At 44.4% G+C, this 19,009-nt stretch carries 14 protein-coding genes; 1 reads left to right on the forward strand and 13 read right to left on the reverse strand.

The window, feature by feature from the left end:
• Positions 1-424: 424 nt before the first annotated feature.
• Positions 425-1,804: a PhoH family protein gene (locus MSG36_RS14705; RefSeq protein WP_248368487.1), complete on the forward strand. Its 1,380-nt coding sequence runs from the start codon at positions 425-427 to the stop codon at positions 1,802-1,804.
• A gap of 108 nt (positions 1,805-1,912) precedes the next feature.
• On the opposite strand, the gene tldD is transcribed toward MSG36_RS14705, so the two are convergent.
• The 13 genes from tldD to MSG36_RS14770 form a co-directional block, all read right to left on the reverse strand.
• Positions 1,913-3,358, reverse strand: coding sequence for a metalloprotease TldD (gene tldD / locus MSG36_RS14710; RefSeq protein WP_017061366.1), 1,446 nt, complete (start codon positions 3,356-3,358; stop codon positions 1,913-1,915).
• Positions 3,359-3,377: 19 nt separating this feature from the next.
• Positions 3,378-4,190: a carbon-nitrogen hydrolase family protein gene (locus tag MSG36_RS14715; protein ID WP_248368490.1), complete on the reverse strand. Its 813-nt coding sequence runs from the start codon at positions 4,188-4,190 to the stop codon at positions 3,378-3,380.
• 95 nt (positions 4,191-4,285) lie between these two features.
• Entirely contained in the window at positions 4,286-8,161 is a 3,876-nt protein-coding gene (locus tag MSG36_RS14720; protein ID WP_248368491.1) for a YhdP family protein, read from the reverse strand.
• A gap of 10 nt (positions 8,162-8,171) precedes the next feature.
• Complete coding sequence (rng, locus tag MSG36_RS14725) at positions 8,172-9,641, reverse strand: ribonuclease G (protein ID WP_017061363.1); 1,470 nt, start codon at positions 9,639-9,641, stop codon at positions 8,172-8,174.
• 20 nt (positions 9,642-9,661) lie between these two features.
• Positions 9,662-10,285 (reverse strand): Maf family protein, encoded by a 624-nt coding sequence (locus tag MSG36_RS14730; RefSeq protein ID WP_052880166.1) that lies wholly within the window; start codon positions 10,283-10,285, stop codon positions 9,662-9,664.
• A gap of 7 nt (positions 10,286-10,292) precedes the next feature.
• The gene (gene mreD, locus MSG36_RS14735; protein ID WP_017061361.1) at positions 10,293-10,781 is read right to left on the reverse strand and encodes a rod shape-determining protein MreD; all 489 of its coding nucleotides are present in this window, start codon (positions 10,779-10,781) and stop codon (positions 10,293-10,295) included.
• Positions 10,771-11,658, reverse strand: coding sequence for a rod shape-determining protein MreC (gene mreC / locus MSG36_RS14740; protein WP_004735927.1), 888 nt, complete (start codon positions 11,656-11,658; stop codon positions 10,771-10,773). The genes mreD and mreC overlap by 11 nt, the downstream gene beginning before the upstream one ends.
• Before the next feature lie 94 nt (positions 11,659-11,752).
• Positions 11,753-12,796: a rod shape-determining protein gene (locus tag MSG36_RS14745; protein ID WP_017062957.1), complete on the reverse strand. Its 1,044-nt coding sequence runs from the start codon at positions 12,794-12,796 to the stop codon at positions 11,753-11,755.
• A gap of 150 nt (positions 12,797-12,946) precedes the next feature.
• Complete coding sequence (locus MSG36_RS14750; RefSeq protein ID WP_248368494.1) at positions 12,947-16,879, reverse strand: DUF6701 domain-containing protein; 3,933 nt, start codon at positions 16,877-16,879, stop codon at positions 12,947-12,949.
• 2 nt (positions 16,880-16,881) lie between these two features.
• Positions 16,882-17,334, reverse strand: a complete 453-nt coding sequence (locus tag MSG36_RS14755) for an MSHA biogenesis protein MshP (protein ID WP_248368496.1) — start codon at positions 17,332-17,334, stop codon at positions 16,882-16,884.
• Positions 17,324-18,046, reverse strand: coding sequence for a prepilin-type N-terminal cleavage/methylation domain-containing protein (locus MSG36_RS14760; protein ID WP_017062960.1), 723 nt, complete (start codon positions 18,044-18,046; stop codon positions 17,324-17,326). Before MSG36_RS14760 ends, MSG36_RS14755 begins: the two co-directional genes overlap by 11 nt.
• Positions 18,046-18,408, reverse strand: a complete 363-nt coding sequence (locus MSG36_RS14765; RefSeq protein WP_017062961.1) for a type II secretion system protein — start codon at positions 18,406-18,408, stop codon at positions 18,046-18,048. The genes MSG36_RS14760 and MSG36_RS14765 overlap by 1 nt, the downstream gene beginning before the upstream one ends.
• On the reverse strand, positions 18,405-18,902 hold the full coding sequence (locus MSG36_RS14770; protein ID WP_248368497.1) for a prepilin-type N-terminal cleavage/methylation domain-containing protein: 498 nt from the start codon (positions 18,900-18,902) through the stop codon (positions 18,405-18,407). The genes MSG36_RS14765 and MSG36_RS14770 overlap by 4 nt, the downstream gene beginning before the upstream one ends.
• Positions 18,903-19,009: the final 107 nt, after the last annotated feature.

Genomic DNA, 19,009 nt, shown 5'->3' on the forward strand with positions numbered 1-19,009 from the left:
AACTGCAGTTTCAAACAAGAACGTTCTCGCTCCTGAACTAAAAATATAGCCAAAAATGCCTAGTTTGCAGCCACTTTTTAAGTGCGCTCTAGATAATAAATATCTCAAGAAAATGGTGCAGAAAAAGGTCGCTAATCTTACTCGATGCTGTGATTTAGGTCACGCCTAAAGGAGATGATTTCGTGCTTTTTTTCTGTTTTCGCCAGTGCAATCAAACTGTCAAAAAATCATGGTTAATCTATAGGTAGCAGATTGCTGCTCTCAAACGAATACGCCATAGTCATCTACAACGATATGGTGGTATTCCTCTAGATGAAGTTTAGGCGAGTAGTTGACTATCACCAGAATCAGATACTAATCTTTATATGAGCTTTATCTACGTTCAATGAATGCAAGGCAAGCCGCACGTCGGCAAGGAGATGCTATGGGCGAGACCAACCGGAAGCTATTTGTTTTAGACACCAATATCCTACTTCACGAACCCTTCGCTATATTTTCTTTCCAAGAGCACGATGTCGTTATCCCCATGACAGTGCTAGAAGAACTAGACAGAATCAAAGACAGTAAGAGAGACGTTGCCCGAGATGCGAGAATTGCGATACGAACTCTCGAAGATCTATTCAGGGAAGCTACACCAGACCAAATATCGGAAGGTATCCCTTTCACCAAAGACATTAAAGCCTCAGGCAGTATTTCAATACTCGCCGATTACGAACTTCAAGAAAGCATCAAAGCCTTTGCCGACGATAAGGCAGGCGATAACCGAATCCTCAACGCTGTACTCTACCTTCAAAACAAACGCGCGCCACGCGAAGTGGTTCTCATCACCAAAGACATCAACATGCGCTTACGTGCAAAAGGCGCGGGGGTGCGTTTCGTTGAAGATTATCAAACCGACCAACTCATCGATGATATCCAATATCTCACCAAAGGCTTCCAACAACTCGAAGGCGCATTTTGGGATGGCATCGACAACGTCGAAAGCAAAAACCTCGGCGGAAAAACCTTACACACGTTAGCAAGAGAGCCTTTCGAGCCGACCTTCCTCAACCAATATGTGATTGATGAAGAGAGCGACTTTGCAGCAAGAGTTGAAGAGATTGAGCCAGAAAGCATTACCCTGAGAGACCTCAGTCGCGAACGACTGATGAATCGCAGAGCATGGGACATCACACCCAAAAACGTCTATCAAGGTATGGCGATCGATGCCCTGCTCGACCCTGATATTGATCTTGTGATTCTCACTGGCGCAGCGGGTAGTGGTAAGACACTGTTAGCCATGGCTGCAGCACTTGAACAAACCATTGAACGTAAGCAGTTCGATAAGATCATCGTAACCCGAAACACGCCCGACATTGGTGAGTCGATTGGTTTCCTCCCTGGTACCGAAGAAGAGAAGATGCTGCCTTGGTTGGCAGCTGTGACCGATACACTGGAAGCGCTGCACAAAAACGACCACTGCACCGAAGGGTCGATGAAATACATCTGTGACAAAGCGAATATCCAGTTCAAATCGATCAACTTCATGCGCGGCCGTTCCATCCAAAATGCGTTTGTGCTTCTCGATGAGTGCCAGAACCTCACCGCATCACAAATCAAAACCATCATCACCCGTTGTGGTGAAGGGACCAAGATTGTTTGCTCAGGTAACCTAGCGCAGATAGATTCTTCTTACTTAACCCCTGTTACTTCAGGTTTAACCTACATGGTTGAGCGTTTTAAAAACTTCGAAGGCAGTGCCAATATCCACCTCAATGGCGTGGTACGTAGCCGACTGGCAGAGTTTGCCGAAGAGAACATGTAGTGATTCTATACGCTCACTGAATCAGTAATATAAAAACAAAAAGCGCCTCACAATAGAGGCGCTTTTCAATTTAATATTTTGAAGTAAGTCGGCAGAGGTTAGTCTGAATTACTCAGTACCACCAACAGTTAGCGAGTCTAGCTTCAATGTTGGTTGACCAACACCCACTGGTACACTTTGACCAGCCTTACCACACACACCAACACCACGGTCGATACTTAGGTCGTTACCGACCATAGACACCTGCTGCATTGCTTCAATACCAGAACCGATTAGCGTCGCGCCTTTCACTGGGTGAGTGATCTTGCCGTTTTCAATCATGTACGCTTCAGAAGCTGAGAATACAAACTTACCTGATGTGATATCCACCTGACCGCCACCGAAGTTCGGTGCGTAGATACCTTTCTCAACCGTCGCAATGATCTCTTCTGGCGTGTGCTCACCCGGTAGCATATATGTATTCGTCATGCGAGGCATAGGAAGATGCGCGTAAGACTCACGACGACCGTTACCTGTTGGAGCAACACCCATTAGACGCGCATTCAGCTTATCTTGCATGTAACCTTTTAGGATGCCGTTTTCGATTAACGTGTTGTACTGACCGTTAACACCTTCATCATCGACGTTCAATGAACCACGAAGATCAGTCAATGTACCGTCATCGACAATCGTACATAGGCTTGAAGTTACTTGCTCACCAACTTTACCAGAGAATACTGATGACTCTTTACGGTTGAAGTCACCTTCTAAGCCGTGGCCTACCGCTTCATGCAGCAGAACGCCCGGCCAACCAGAACCTAGAACCACAGGCATTGCACCAGCAGGTGCTGCAACCGCTTCAAGGTTAACTAATGCTTGGCGAATCGCTTCATCAGCAAATTGGTAAGCAACTTGAGTACCTTTGTCATCACTTAAGAAGAAATCGTAACCAAAACGGCCACCACCACCAGCACTACCACGCTCACGACGATCACCCTTCTGTGCAAGTACGCTAATAGACAAGCGAACCAGCGGACGAATATCACCAGCGTAAGTGCCATCAGTAGCAGCAACCAGCATCTGCTCATGCACACCACTTAGGCTTACCGATACTTCCGTCACCATCGGCTCTTTAGTGCGAATGTAAGCATCTAATGATTTGAGTAATTCTGTTTTCTGCTGTTTTTCCCAGCTCGCTAGCGGGTTAACTGCATCATAGTAAGCTTGATTAGAGTTGCGCTTGAACGCTTGAACCTTGCCGTTTTGACCTTGTTTAGCGATACCACGAGCCGCAATTGCGCTCTGCTTCAGACCATCCAGTTGGATTTGGTCAGAGTAAGCAAAACCGGTCTTTTCACCAGATACTGCACGAACACCAACACCGCAATCGATATTGAAAGAGCCGTCTTTAATAATGCTGTCTTCTAGCACTAAAGATTCGTGCCAGCTTGACTGAAAGTAGATATCAGCATAATCAATTTGGCGGGTAGCAATGCTCGCCAATGTATCTGCGATATTTTGCTCCGTAAGCCCTGTCGGGTTCAGTAGCGCTTCTTCAATTTGATTAATGCTCATAGATGGCTCTTGTTTGTAATTAAAATTGATTGGTAAATCGAGAGTGTTGCGCGATCGGCATATTTTGCCTAATGGACTCGCAACTGGATGTGTCTATCTCAACCACCATACTTTTAGGATCTTGGTCTAACTGTGCGACCACTCGTCCCCATGGATCAACCACCATTGAGTGTCCCCATGTTTCTCTTTGGCAAGGGTGTTTTCCGCCTTGACCTACCGCGACAATCCACGACTGTGTTTCAATCGCGCGGCATCTTAACAGTGCTTCCCAGTGCGCTTGACCTGTTACCGCTGTAAAAGCCGCAGGCACCACAATGATTTGTGCCCCTTGCTTACGTAACTCTGAATACAAGTGTGGAAAGCGCACATCATAACAAATACTCAAACCTAAGCGACCAAAAGGCGTTTCCGCTGTCACAACTTGGTTGCCCGGAGTGAAAATATCTGACTCTCGATAACACTTATGTGCGTCAGCGACATCCACATCAAACATGTGTAGCTTGTCGTAATGAGCAACGAGGCAACCAAAATCATCAATCACCAAGGTTGTGGTCGTCACGCCGTTAGTTGTGCTTATCGGCATGCTACCAATAACGATCCAAATTCTATGAAGCTTTGCTAGCTCAGAGATTTTGTTTTGCTGTGGGCCGTCATTTAAAGGCTCTGCATACTGGTGATAGTCGGCTTTACTGCCAAAGACTAACGCGTTTTCAGGGCTCACAACCCACTTAGCCCCTAACTCTTTGCACTTTGCTACTTCTTGAGCAAGGTACTCAAAGTTCAATTCAGGGCTAGGGCCTGATGTCATTTGAATCAACCCAACACAATCCATGTGTATCGCTCCTCCATTCATTATGATTCAGAAATCAGCATTTCACCGTATATTAGCTGATTAGGATACTAAGGTCTTTTCGGCTAATTTAAGGTTTATTCGGCTAATTTTCTCAGCTTCTCTGGTAGCTGGAACTCGCCAGAGCTACGAGAAAGCTCGCTCACCGTTGGTGAATCCAATGGTCCTTTCACCGAATAATTTACTTGGGTAAAGACTTCCACAACTGGCGAAATAACTGTGGTCACCGCCAATACGTACAGTGCCGTTTGAGGGGTTACCGCAAAGGCCGTTAACACAGGAATACCCGAGGTAATATCTGGGGTAAAGTTCACCTCAGCATCAACCTGACGCGTGTTGAGGTTAGCGATACCTTTGATTTTCATCTCACCGGCGACCGCATCCATATTCAGATCATTGGTCAGGAAAATACCATTTTGAATCTCGCCCGTTCCGGTGATGCTGTTGAAGGCCATACCTTTATCAAACACATCTGAGAAATCGAGCTGCATCTTACGGATGATCGAATCTAGGCTAAACAGGCCAAGCAATCGAGCTGCGCCGCTCACATCCGAGATAATGCCTTTACCAAACTTAGTTTTAACGTTGCCATCAAGGGTATCCATTTTGATCCCCCAAGGCGAACCATCCCAATTTAGTTGACCTTCCAACGCGAATGGCGCTTTTTGAATCCCGGAAGTAATACCGAAGCGCTCCATAAGTTCGCTGTTGTTTTCACCTTCAACATCAACGGTTAACGATGAATGACTCTTGTCACCTTGCAGTTCCCACCAGCCACTCACATCCGCTTTGTTGCCGCCGCTTCGAACCTGGATTTTGTTCCACTCGATACGGTCTTCGTTCCGAGTCATTTCAACATCGACCTTACCAACCTTGTAGCCTTGCAGCCAAAAGTCATTCAGCGTCAGAGTCAGGTTTGGCATCGCATCGTGGATCTTTCTATCCAATTTGGAAATCAATGGCGCTGCTTGCTCTTTGCGTTGTAACAACTGCTGATCTTGATTGTTCTTATCACTCCATTCAGGCACAAACAAATGCAGACGATCCAGTGAAACCGTCAAATCGTAAGGTGGTAGGTAGTTAATATCCCCTTCTAGCTCTTGGCTAGACACTTCCATTTGCCATGCTTGTTTGTTCTTGCGAGCACTAAAATCGACGTCATTCCAAGAGATACCACCCAAGATCAGCTCTTTACTCTCAAAGGTAATACGGCTTGGAGCAGGTATGGTTGGCGTGTTCATTTGGCTAAGTACAGCCGTTGAAGGCTTTACTGGTTCCATCACAACCGATAACCAATCATCGGCATTGAATTTATCCGTACGAATCAGTGCGTGATGGCCAACAACCGGGCTAATTTTGTAGCCACCGCGACCGAGCACTAAGTTGGTCGCCGTTAACTCAGGCACGTCGCCTGTGATATCAATCTCAGCTTGGTACTTGGTGTTTGGCAATTGCAGGCGCGCGGTAATCGTCTCTTGGTTACCCGATGCCTGTAGCCTTGCAGAGCCACTTTCTAGTGATTTTTTCTCCAAAGGATACGGGTAATCACTCGCCAAGTATTTTAGATCTGACTGTAAGTCTAACTGGTAGGTAAAGCCGATATCATTAAGCTGGATATCAATCTGACTTTGCCATTGCGCATGACCTGACAAGCGACTTAACCATTGCTCACCAATGTAAGGTTCTAGAGGCTTAACGTCCCAATCACCTAACACATCAATATCAACTGCATAGCCAGGACCATCATTCAGGCCTTTAAAATCAAGCGAGATACCTTGGTTAAGCAGATCAGCAGCGAGGCCATTTGCCGTCACCACATCATTATCAAATTCAATGCGACCCGTGGTGTTCTCAAGCACCATTGGTGGCGCTTCAATCTCAACATGGTTGCCACTTAAGTCGGCGTAACCCCACGCTCTTGCTTCTTTTTCAGAATCAAACGGAATATTCAGCTGAAATTCAGAAGAGACATCACCACTCACTTGAAGTGCGGTTAACGCTGCACCTACTGATCCCACCAGTGGCGAAGACGTCATGTAATCGCGCACTGCATTGCCAGACGCCGTTGCTTTAGCTTCAATTTCAATATGGCCGCCTTCCCCTAAATAAGGAATGCGTCCAGTGATTCGGTCGGCTGTCACATCCATCAATTGAGCGGAACGAGAGTCCAGATGCATCGCATCATTTTCAAACAACAGATCAAGCTGAAGGTCAGTAATCAATGGCCACGCGGTATCAAAGCTGAATTTCGCGTCTTCTAAGCCCACCCAAACTTGGAAAATACCATCGTGGTTAGTGTATGGGTATTGAGACAAATCACCATGCCACAACAGTTTTACGGTGTCCGCTTTACCAGCTTGAATCGCAGTTGAAAGGTAATCCGTTAGATCTTGCCCAAGGGCCAGCGTAGGTAAGTAGCGCCATGTTTCACCGACATTGTAAGCGTCCGCTTCGCCATAGAAGGATAAGAACGGGCTCGCATCTTTTGGAAAGTCTAAGCGGAATGCGCCTAGTACTTGTAAATCGGGCGTGGCCGCTGTGATTTTGTCTGACCACAGTTTCCAGCCGTTTTCATCTTGCTGCCAAACAATATCAACCTGACCTTGTTTGATATTCAAAGGGGCTTGGAAGACATCACCATAAGGGAACACATCATCAATAACGTGCAGGCTAGCTTTCGCTTCCGAAGCCGAACCAAACACACTACCTGACACTTGACTAAAGCCTGGGACTAATTCCCACTGCTCGATAGCAAGATCAGAAAAACTGGCTGAATAACGTAAACTGTCGATTCCTGAATCCATAGAGACACGGATATCAGAAACAGAGCCTCCCGGCGCCAATACGTTAATCATTTTGGTTGATTGTTCAGAGTCAGGCAGCAGCTTAATCAATGGAGTAATGGTCGCAATATCCAGCTCGGAAACGTTGAGTTGCCATGGACCTTGGTTCCACTTGAACGCGACGTCGAGTTCCGGCCAAGGTGTGTCATCCGTTCTAAGGTTTAGTGAGTGACCATTTACTTGCCAACCATCATCCGTCGGAGACAACTTAAATACACCGGACTCAAGCATGAGGTCATGCTCACCATCTTCGTTCCACGTCAATTCTGAGGGTAAAACCTCAACATAAGCGCTTACCGGTTTGCTATTGCGCAGTGTAAGCCAGCTATTCAAGCTCACAGTACCCGTTTCAATACCGGATTCCGCCTGCATATAACGAGTTAACCAAGGCTTAACCGAGATACTGTCGGCACTGACATAAAACTCACCCGTCATATCCGTTAACGAGCCGCCATCAATAAAGTTAGCGCTCACTGACAAAGAGTTTAGATTGGCATCTTTGATACTCACCACACCTTCCGCAAGGTGATGTTTACCTGAGTTTTGCCATTTCAAAGTTTCGATATCAAGCTGACGTTCTTCATCAGAGATAGTTCGATATAAAAGAGTGGAATCTTTGGCGGTCACATCCACCAAAGTTTTCAGAAGTAAATTATCGAGCTCTTGTATCACTCGCTTGGAGGAACCGGGATCTTTAGGTTCGTCTTTGCCGTTTTGTCCGGCAAACAGATCAATTGAGCGAATATCAAGATACATTTGATTCATGACCAAGTCGGCCACAACCGGACGCATCTGTACGACCGATTGAATCAAGTCAAACTCGACTTCAACACGCTCGACAGAAAAGCTCACATCTTCCGCATTGGGAAGGCTGGCTTTAACGCCTTGCAGAGCAATAGAGGGGTGAGTGTTACGCCAAAAACCGCCCACGTCTTGAATTGAAAAATCAAAACCGGAGTGTTGGTTTACCCAAAGCTCAATTTCAGATTGATACTTGTTTAAATTGGGCAAGGCTACACGCAGTGTAGTAACGGCAATGGCTAGCGTTACTAAGAGAGTAACCACTAACCATAAACATGCACGTAGAATCAGAGTAACGCTTGAGCTCACAAAATTTCCATTACATCATAACAACATCAAACTGCTCTTGTATGTACAGAGGCTCAGCCTGGATTTTAACTTGCTTACCAATAAAGACTTCAAGCTCCGCAAGCGCATGAGATTCATCGCCCTCTAACGCCTCAGCTACGGCAGCTGCCGCATAGACCACAAATTTATCGGCGTCGTACGCACGGTTCACTCGCGTGATCTCTCGAAGAATTTCATAACAAACGGTTTCAACTGTCTTCACACTGCCACGGCCTTCACAAGCCGGACAGCTTGAACACAGGATATGCTCAATACTTTCACGAGTACGTTTACGAGTCATCTCAACCAAACCAAGCTGCGTGAAGCCATTAATATTGGTTTTCACACGATCTTTGTCGAGCGCAGCCTCTAAAGAAGTTAGTACTCGCTTACGATGTTCCTCAGACAACATATCAATAAAGTCGATAATGATGATGCCACCTAAATTACGTAGACGCAGCTGACGAGCAATCGCTTGAGTCGCTTCTACGTTGGTGTTGAAAATCGTCTCTTCTAGATTACGACGACCAACAAACGCGCCAGTGTTGATATCAACCGTGGTCATCGCTTCAGTTTGGTCGATAATCAGATATCCACCAGACTTTAATTCGACTTTACGATCCAATGAACGCTGAATTTCGTTCTCGGTATCGTACATATCAAAGATAGGTTTATCACCTTCATACAGCTCAAGCTTGTCTGTCAGCTCAGGCACGTATTCAGAGGTAAACTCTTTGAGGTTTTCATATTCTAGGCGAGAATCGACCTGAATCTTGCTCAGCTCAGTACCGACGAAGTCACGTAAGATACGTTGGCTTAGGCAAAGTTCACCATACAAGCGAGTGCGCGCTTTGTGTTTACCACGACGCTCAAGAACCTTTAGCCAAAGTCGCTTCAAGAAAGCGGCATCTTGTGCAAGTTCATTCGAGTCAGCGCCTTCAGCCGCAGTGCGAATGATGAAGCCACCATGTTCGTCACAGTAACGAGACACGACTTTTTTAAGGCGGTTACGTTCAGATTCGCTGTCGATACGTTGAGATACACCAACATGACTTGCGCCCGGCATGAATACCAGATAACGAGACGGTAGAGTGATGTCAGTGGTTAAGCGGGCACCTTTAGTACCTAGAGGGTCTTTGACCACTTGCACCACAATGTCTTGCCCTTGACGAACAAGCTCTGAAATATCACGAACCTGAAATTGCTTCTTTTCGTTTTCAGCGACACATTCAGTGTGTGGGACAATATCAGAGGCGTGTAAAAAAGCTGCTTTCTCAAGGCCTATATCCACAAAAGCCGCCTGCATTCCCGGAAGAACACGGCTTACACGTCCTTTATAGATATTTCCTACGATACCGCGTCGAGCATCTCGTTCGACATGGATCTCTTGAAGAGCCCCCCCTTCAATCATGGCCACACGAGTTTCACTCGGGGTCACGTTCAGCAACAATTCAGCACTCATGGTGCACCTCAGATTAGTAATTATAAGAATTCTTGCAGTAGCTGGTCCGTTTCAAATAAAGGTAAGCCGACAACGGCGTAATAACTACCTTCGATTCGGGTGACAAAGCGTCCGCCCAAACCTTGGATCCCATAGCTACCGGCTTTATCGCATGGCTCCCCTGTTTGCCAGTATTGTTCTATTTCTTTTTCACTGAGGGGTTTAAACCATACGTCGGTAATAATGATTTCTGTTCTTTGCTTTTCTTCTGAAACCACAGAAACCGCCGTCATCACTTGGTGACGTTCATTTGCTAACTGAGTAAGCATGCGCTTAGAGTCAGCAAAATCGGTCGGCTTCTCAAGCACTTGCCCTTGGCTTACGACGACCGTGTCAGAACCAAGAACGACTATATCAGAGCCAAGAACTACAGTATCAGAACTAGGAACGACATGCTGCCTTTCAGAAGGGTTATCTTTCAATAAAGACAACGCAGCTAAGGCTTTATCTAAAGATAGTCGCTTAACATACTCTTCGGCGGTTTCTTGAGTGTGTTTACACTCTTCAACATCGGTTACAAGGACAGAAAACTCATAACCGAGTTGAGATAGCAATTCTTTGCGGCGTGGAGAACCGGATGCCAAAACTAAATGTTTCTTTTCCATCGTCACGCTACCTCACATGCCAATGACGACGCACGCGTCTCATTAATAAAAACATCCAAGGCCAAAGTATACAGTTTATCAATGCGCTCCATAACGATAACGGATTGAAAACAACATCTTGGATCAAATATTCACCAAAGAAGATCAACACCTCAAACAAGACCGTTAACGCGGCAATGATCATCGCTTGCTGCCATAACGCCATGTTACGAATGACGAGGAAGTTCATCGCAATAATGTACATCACTATTGCCATCATCATGCCTCGAATACCCAGAGTAGAGCCGATCAAAAGGTCCCACAATAAGCCTAGAATCAAAGCACTACCCACGTTAACACGATGCGGTAGAGCCAAAACCCAGTAACACGTAACCAGCAGTAACCAAGATGGTCTAAATAGATCTAAGCTACCAGGCCAAGGGATCGTCTGCAGAATCAGAGCTATTAAAAATGAGCAGAAAATTACTACCTTGCTTCTCAAAACGCTATTGGCCATCTTCGCCCTCTAACAATGCTTGTTCTATGCTCGATTGATCCGCTTGCATCTGTTTGTTTTCATCAGGCCATACAAGCAGCAGGTATCTGAGCTTATCGAACTCAACCACAGGCTCTGCTTTAATCACAGCGAATTCACGTTTCGGGTCGTAATCAACGGCAGTAACATAGGCGACTGGATAACCTTCTGGATATACACCACCAAGACCCGATGTCACCAACAGATCTTCTTCTTGTATATCGGTACTGGTTGGAATGTGCTCTAGCTGGATCTCATCAATCATGCCATTGCCCGAAGCAATCACACGGATGTCATTACGAATAACCTGCACAGGGATCGCATTGTTCGCATCAGTGAGTAGTAGAACACGACTATTATGAGCAGCAACGAAAGTAACTTGGCCAACGATGCCTTTTTCGTTGATCACCGGTTGACCTTCATACACCCCATCAATCTGACCTTTGTCGATCACGACTTGATGACGATATGGTGAAGTGTCTACCGCCATAACTTCTGTGACGACTTTCTTCTCATCACGGATAAACGGAGACCCTAAAAGCTTACGAAGACGCTTGTTTTCTTCTTGATATTGCTCAAGCAGAATCAGCTCGCTCTTCAGACGCAAGACTTCTCGTTTAATATTATGGTTGGATTCAATTAACCCTTTGCGAGTGCTAAAACGGTCGTAAACACCATCGAACATAGTGCGAGGCAAGTTGGCTGCATATTGAATAGGCGCAACCATGCTGTTTAATAGATAGCGAACATTTGAGAAAGCATCTAAACGACTATCAGCCAGCATAAGGCTGGCTGATAAAATTACAGCAAAAAACAGGCGCAATTGTAGAGAGGGACCTCTACCAAAAATTGGCTTCATTCTATATTTGGTCCTAGAGCTACATTTGATCCTATAGACAAGGTCCTAGGCTCTTTACATAAAACTAGATAAGAAAAGAGCCTAACACTAGATATTATTCTTCGCTGAACAGATCGCCGCCGTGCATGTCGATCATCTCTAGCGCTTTACCGCCACCTAGAGCAACACACGTTAATGGCTCTTCTGCAACAACAACAGGGATACCTGTTTCTTCTGTTAACAGACGATCAAGGTCTTTAAGCAGTGCACCACCACCTGTTAGTACCATACCGTTTTCTGAGATATCAGAAGCCAGCTCTGGTGGACACTGTTCAAGTGCAACCATCACTGCAGATACAATGCCAGATAGAGGTTCTTGAAGTGCTTCAAGGATTTCGTTTGAGTTTAGGCTAAAGCTACGAGGCACACCTTCAGCAAGGTTACGACCACGTACTTCGATCTCTTCTACTTCATCGCCAGGGTAAGCTGAACCGATTTCGTGTTTGATCTTCTCTGCTGTAGCTTCACCGATCAGGCTGCCGTAGTTACGACGAACATAGTTGATGATCGCTTCATCAAAACGGTCACCACCGATACGTACAGAAGACGAGTAAACCACACCGTTTAGTGAGATAACCGCAACTTCAGTAGTACCACCACCGATATCAACAACCATTGAACCTGTTGGCTCAGAGACACGTAGGCCAGCACCAATCGCAGCAGCCATTGGCTCATCGATTAGGTAAACCTCACGAGCACCAGCACCTAGCGCTGATTCACGGATAGCACGACGCTCAACTTGTGTTGAACCACAAGGTACACAAACCAAAACACGAGGACTTGGTTTAAGCACACTGTTGTCATGCACTTGTTTAATGAAGTGCTGAAGCATTTTTTCCGTTACGTAAAAGTCGGCAATTACACCATCTTTCATCGGGCGGATCGCTGAAATGTTACCAGGCGTACGACCAAGCATTTGCTTAGCAGCGTGGCCAACAGCAGCGACACTCTTTGCAGAACCCGCACGATCTTGGCGAATAGCTACAACTGAAGGCTCATCAAGAACAATGCCTTGGCCTTTTACATAAATAAGGGTATTGGCTGTACCTAAATCAATCGATAGGTCGTTTGAAAACATGCCACGAAGTTTTTTAAACATATTCTTCGCTCATCCTGCAAGAATTAGAAGACAAAAATTGCACTAAATGTACCAATGCCTTGCTGTTACGGCAAGGCATTGAAGTACAAACATGGACTGAAACCCGCAATTTCTTACAGATTCCTAACTTAAGGGGCAAAAATTATATTATTACTGACCTGTTAAGCCACTTTCACCTCGGTAGATCACACGATCGTTACCGCGGTAGATACCAAATGTGACGACGGTGGAGGGATCTTCATCGCCTAATTGGCGCCAGTTGTAGCGCAACCATGGTTGATCTTGATCACCACCACTACATGAGATGTTATTTCCGCCATCGCTATCAGGCTCAGAGGCATCCATTCTCAACCACAGACGAACTTGCTCACGTGGCGCATCTGTTCCAGCTGGCGTATTTTGGTTTGCTGTGACCTCTTCTTCACCGCCCTTTACATTTCCATCACCACTAAGCATTGCAGACGTAATAGCCTTGCCTTCGCTGTGCCAAATCACCTGTCTACAATAATTTGCACCATTAAAACTACTGCTTCTTTTATTCTGGTCATCTTGATAGCTATCATCAGTGTTGAGAACAAACTCACTACCATTCCAGAATTCAACTCTTAGTGGGATAGTCAATATGGCATTTGAGTTACCACCAATATCATCGAGCGCCATTCGACCATATCGGGCAGGAGGTTGAACTGGGAATGCAGCTGAATCGGTAACAGGGTCTGAATCCGTAAATGACACAGGATCAACTCCTGTAACTGTTAAACCAAAATTAGTGGCTATTGAGCTAGCATCATTGGTATTGAAAGGACCATCTCTGCGGCTAACGTCATCTGAATCCGTAACTCTTTGCAGCTCAGCTGCATTGTCATTCAGTAACCAATGTTTACGATCAACAGACCAAGACCCAGCGTCCGTATCTAGCAAGAAATCATTATCTATACTGGTGTCATCCAGAATACCAAAACTAGCTTGCAGGTCTGAACTGAAGAATCGGTAGTTATTGAGCGCATCATCCGTATCACTCTCACCTGATGCCATTGGATATACTTGGTGAACTGTAGAGTCATAAGGTTGACTTAGGTACGCAACATTATTTTGGTCCGCAACAATCCATTCCGGAGTACCTTGAACAAAGAATTTAGGATAAAAGCGACCTATCGATTTGCTGCCAGATAAGCCACCTAAAATTGAACCGTAGAAACTCCCAGTTTCTGTCACAATAAAGTTAAAGCTACCCGCCTCTGAGTACTTCAAACTATCGAACTTATAACCTTTATTCGCCTGGTCATTCGACGAAATTTGTTTAGTTAACTGAGCCTCAGGGGTTAAATCACCTAGCTCGGCGTCTTTAACTGAAGGAGAGTCTAAAGTCGTTGTAACTTCCACACTTGCTGTCGACTTAAAGTAATTATTCGTCAATAAATTATCATCAGTACAAACATCAGATGAGTTAGTATGCTTGATTGGACGAGCATACACATCAAATGACTCTCCTGCAGCAGCGAAGCTGTCTGAGTCTTTCTCGTTGCTGTTTCCATCCGAACTCTTATTAGTACAAATTGCAAATTTCCACGGACGAGAGTATACAGAGAAGCTCCCTTCAACATCATAACTCCCATCTTCTGGGCAGCCAGCGAAACCAGTACAATCAAAGCTACTATCTTTTAAAGTGACGTTGAAAAGCCCTGACTCAGAGATAGTTAAGTCAGTTGAGGCACTGCCTTTTTTGAACTCAGGTAAGTAAGTCAGCGAGCCATCGGAGCCACTCCAAGAACTATCAAGTTCGTGAGCAATAGTAACTTCATCCCCAGCTTCACCTACATAATTTTCAGCAACTACGATTGAATCACCAGAATCACACGCTAAAACTTTAGTTACTGTCGGTGTAGCCTGCCCCGCAATAACGTCAAGACGATTTGTTGGAGCACTGCCATCCACTAAAGAGAATTTAAATGGTACGAACTTGAACTGACTTTCTACCTCTTTGCCAGAATCATCTACTAATGTCGCCGTTAGCTTATAACCCGTATCAAAATCAATATTGGCAGTATCTTTAGCGACAACTTTTAAAGTTAATTCACCATCATCATTTGAAACATAGTTAGGGTATGCTCCAGTACCTTTACTTACAGAAACATCAAACTCCTCAGGAGTTGGCGTGATATCTATAGTCACTCCTAGGCTTTCTGCCACACTATTATTCGAAGTGTTAATCGTGAATTGAGGGGAGTCGTCGCCACACATCAAGGCTAGATCCGTCGCAGGGGAAATATCTATCTCGTAATCATCTGCGGGCTCAAAACACTTGTTCGTAGCTATGATCTCAGAACCATTGTTTAAGGTTATGCTTTTCGCAGTAACAGCCCCTTCAACCACGGCGTTATTACTCAAGATAACGTTTTTTTCACTGTACAATAAACCGACAAATTTGGAGTTATTTGCTAAATCAACCCAAGAATGGATAACGCCACCATTATAACTAAGATCGTGGACGTAAACCGTTAATTCACCGTTATCTAGTGCAGAGAAGTTGGAACCATTACTTAAAGCAAAGCCTTTCGTATGTATTTCAACAGCATTCCCCGGAGGTATTTCTATGTCACCAATGGCATTAATACTATCAATCCAGTACGTCCCTGTTTTAAAAACCAGTGTCGCATTATTATTTATAGTTAATGTCCCAATAGATTCGTTATTTTGAAAAATTCTCGTTTGGTTGTTCTGTACCGTTACTGTTTCCAAACCAGAATCTGGAGCTTGAAAGCTTTCTAATTGCTGTTTAGTTACACGCAACCCGGTATCACCAAAACACTCCGTCCCATCACAACCCTTGCTTTTACGATCAGTTACGTCAGATTGAGCAAAGCCAATATACCTTTTGCCTCCAGATATAGGAGCTCCCGATATATTTGCATTATTTTCAATGGTTATTGATGCTTGGTTATTACTATTCCATGTTTGAGCGGGCGATGGAAACAACTCACAAATTTCAGACAATGGCGGCTTATCAAATAAAAAGTACGAATAGGGCTCTACAACATGCGCACGTTCATAATCTTGAGTCATGTCTTCTTCGTTGATTAAAGCAACACCCGTTGTCGATACTGAACAGCGCCTCAACCAGCCGCCATTGTTACCATTACGTGTACGCTTTGACGCGAGTAATGTAGGGATACCCGAAAAACCAGAAGCTGAAAAATCTTGTACAAGCTGACAACCTTCTGTGATTGGTTTGATAACCCTATCATCGATATTCAGCGTATTTGATGTTGACCCTTGGCCAAGCCAAAATTTCTGCCCATTTATAAACCCTTCTCCTAGCCCTGCGACAAAAGCAACTTGTTCATTACTAGTAAGCTGAGCATTAGATGAAACTTCTGAGCGATCAAGGACTAGATTAAATGCATTTGTTGTCGGGTTTAGAGCTATTGGGGTTAACCAAACAGGAGCGCTACCTTGCATATTGCTCAAGCTTTGAATCTGTACTAAAACGCCCGGAGAAGAGCTAAACTTGGATGACAAGCCAAAATCACTGAATTGCACCAACTTACTATTATTAGACCCACCACCAACATTTGAATAAGTACGGTTATAATCAACGGTTCCTGCGACTAACTTCGCCCCACTATCAAACTCCAGTACGCCAGGTTCAATGACCAAATAATCGATATTTTCCATTGGAGCATCAACGTACTCCACTAAAGGATCGCTGGCATTGGTGCTACATCGCCACTGCCCTTTATTATTCTGTTTCAAGCGAACACACGCCGCATCATGGGGCGGAAGTAGCTGCTTTATCGTTGCCTGACTCGATGAAATAGACCAAACACGGAGATCAGAAGGGTATTCTGTCGTTTTACTATTAAAGTTTGAGCGGGTCGCATTAACCGTTGACATGACAAACACCAAAGGCGCTGAATCATAGGTTTTTTCAAACTCAATGACACACTCTACTTTTGATCCGGAAATAGTACATTTATCGGCGGGAATCGTACCAAACTCAAACTGAGGGTTAGTATTAATATTAGCTTGAACTAATGGAGATAAAAAAAGCGCAACTAATAATATTGAAAAATGCTTTATCATAACTACTCCTTCACCCAAAGTTCTTGATTACGTTGCACTTGGCTCACACCAGAACCGCAAATTACCGAAGACTCTAGAACATAGAAAACAAAGCCATCAAGCTCTCCTCGATTGGAACACTGCACTCGCTCAAGAGAGCAATTCACCGAAGCCGTATCAACCATAGAGCTTGCTACCGTAAAAATCCCACCTCCGGGTTGGAGATCATTGCTTCTACAAACACTAGCAACAGCAGAAGAAGCCTGAGGATCAGGATCCGGATAAAACTGAGTCATAACATATTCATTAACAGAGTGACTGAGCAACCAAGCTTGTGTGCCAAGTACAACTCGAGTGTTTGAATCATTATCAGACCAACTCGTTCGACTCAAACTTGTCGCTAAGAAACCAAACACCACGATAACAAAGATGACAATGACTAACGCACTACCTTTTTGGGTTGATTTACGGGACATTAATCACCTGTATATCTTGCTCAAACACTGTGGACTCATTATTTTCTGCAAACTCGAGAATCAACTCAACAACACCGTTACTCTGAACATCCGCAGGTTGATAACTCAGAGTGCTATTCTCACTCATAACTCGATCGCTTATTGTGACACCATTACGAGTTAGTAAATTACTATTCGCAAGGCAATACTCCACAAGGTTATTTGAGTCAAAAATGTAGTGCCTTTTACCTACAGATTCACTGACAAGAGTGTTAGCTCCATTTGGAATAGAAAAGTATGCAGCAGATACGCTCGGAGGAACCACACTATCAAGAGGGTATACATTATTTAGGTTGTTGATATCCGTATGTGGTCTAGTCGGATTTATAACCAATGACATAGATTGTAATGAACTACTTGTCGCTCCAGTATCACTAACTAGAAAGTTAATGTCTGCCCCCGAGGTAGCGTAAAAACCTGAATCAACAATTGGATAGAATGATACGCAACCGCTACTTACAGAAGCAGGAAACAGATTAGGTACAGCATGCCTCACTTCACGCGAAAGCTTTTCCAGTACAAACCTAGCTTCGGTTTGTAGCCGAAAGCGCTCTACAGAGCCAAAATAGCCTCTCATACCGAGTTCAGTAAAATTTGCGACACCAAGCAAAACGATACTTGAGATGACAATAGCTAAAATCATCTCTATAAGCGTAAACCCTTTCCCTTTCATTAATACTCCCCTTTATAAGCGACTAAAGTGATAGGAGGATTATTGCTTGCGGTAATTGTTAAGGTAAATTTCTGCATAGATGTAGTTGGCGTATCGTTAGTAACGACCAAATCCACATCAAAATTAGTGTAAGTGCTGCCGAGTTCAATTGGAGTGCCGGAGCTCACCGAGCCGTAATCTCGAGCTAAAAGATCGGTCATAATACTTTGACCTAATGCCGAAGCTCGGTTGGAATAATTCACTTGCCCTGAAAGCGCGGATTGTGGTGCAAGAAAAGTAGAAAATGCGAGCATTGCAAAACCAAGTAGTACAATAACAATGATCGACTCGATAAGCGTAAAGCCACTATTTACGTACTTCATGGGCATACCTGATTACTTGGATAAACAAAACCTTGAGAATTGATACAAACCCAAGCCTTGTCTGAACTATTATTGGATGAGATGATAATTTGAACACCAGATGAGGCGGTATTTTCAGGGTTACCCAAAAGGTTGAATTCGATTGGAGAAGTGTAGCTAGAGGTCGGTATAGACGAGAAACTATAATCATCACTAGCAATAACATCACTTCTTGTTTCAGATGTGTTGTCACAAGCAGATTGCGAACCGATACAATTGTTCGCAGCCACTAAACGTAAGCTTTCAGCACCTGACACAGTCATATCCATATTGGATTGCATTCGATTCAACTGAACTTGCCGAACAACAGAAGAAACCTGCTCTTGAAGAGCATATAATTCATAGCTTTGGCGTCCACTAAAACGGCTAATGGCGGTTGCACCAAGAATAGCAAGTAAAAGAATCACCACAATCAATTCCACTAGAGTGAAACCTTTGTTTGGCTTTATGCCCATATACATCCTAAGCAACTTAAACGTAGCTCTACATTACAAGATAGAGTAAAAACAATGAATATATCTATTGTGAATATTAGAGATTTATTAGTTTATTTCTAAAATAA

The organism is Vibrio sp. 1CM8B, from assembly GCF_023161685.1.
Taxonomy (GTDB): Bacteria; Pseudomonadota; Gammaproteobacteria; order Enterobacterales; family Vibrionaceae; genus Vibrio; species Vibrio coralliirubri.

What these genes read in the sequence shown, in the direction of transcription:
- MSG36_RS14705 (WP_248368487.1), top strand. Translation starts at nt 425, where the DNA reads ATGGGCGAGACCAACCGGAAGCTATTTGTTTTAGACACCAATATCCTA.
- mreC (WP_004735927.1), bottom strand. Translation starts at nt 11,658, where the DNA reads ATGAAGCCAATTTTTGGTAGAGGTCCCTCTCTACAATTGCGCCTGTTT.
- MSG36_RS14755 (WP_248368496.1), bottom strand. Translation starts at nt 17,334, where the DNA reads ATGTCCCGTAAATCAACCCAAAAAGGTAGTGCGTTAGTCATTGTCATC.
- MSG36_RS14750 (WP_248368494.1), bottom strand. Translation starts at nt 16,879, where the DNA reads ATGATAAAGCATTTTTCAATATTATTAGTTGCGCTTTTTTTATCTCCA.
- MSG36_RS14745 (WP_017062957.1), bottom strand. Translation starts at nt 12,796, where the DNA reads ATGTTTAAAAAACTTCGTGGCATGTTTTCAAACGACCTATCGATTGAT.
- rng (WP_017061363.1), bottom strand. Translation starts at nt 9,641, where the DNA reads ATGAGTGCTGAATTGTTGCTGAACGTGACCCCGAGTGAAACTCGTGTG.
- mreD (WP_017061361.1), bottom strand. Translation starts at nt 10,781, where the DNA reads ATGGCCAATAGCGTTTTGAGAAGCAAGGTAGTAATTTTCTGCTCATTT.
- MSG36_RS14760 (WP_017062960.1), bottom strand. Translation starts at nt 18,046, where the DNA reads ATGAAAGGGAAAGGGTTTACGCTTATAGAGATGATTTTAGCTATTGTC.
- MSG36_RS14770 (WP_248368497.1), bottom strand. Translation starts at nt 18,902, where the DNA reads ATGGGCATAAAGCCAAACAAAGGTTTCACTCTAGTGGAATTGATTGTG.
- MSG36_RS14730 (WP_052880166.1), bottom strand. Translation starts at nt 10,285, where the DNA reads ATGGAAAAGAAACATTTAGTTTTGGCATCCGGTTCTCCACGCCGCAAA.
- MSG36_RS14715 (WP_248368490.1), bottom strand. Translation starts at nt 4,190, where the DNA reads ATGGATTGTGTTGGGTTGATTCAAATGACATCAGGCCCTAGCCCTGAA.
- MSG36_RS14765 (WP_017062961.1), bottom strand. Translation starts at nt 18,408, where the DNA reads ATGAAGTACGTAAATAGTGGCTTTACGCTTATCGAGTCGATCATTGTT.
- tldD (WP_017061366.1), bottom strand. Translation starts at nt 3,358, where the DNA reads ATGAGCATTAATCAAATTGAAGAAGCGCTACTGAACCCGACAGGGCTT.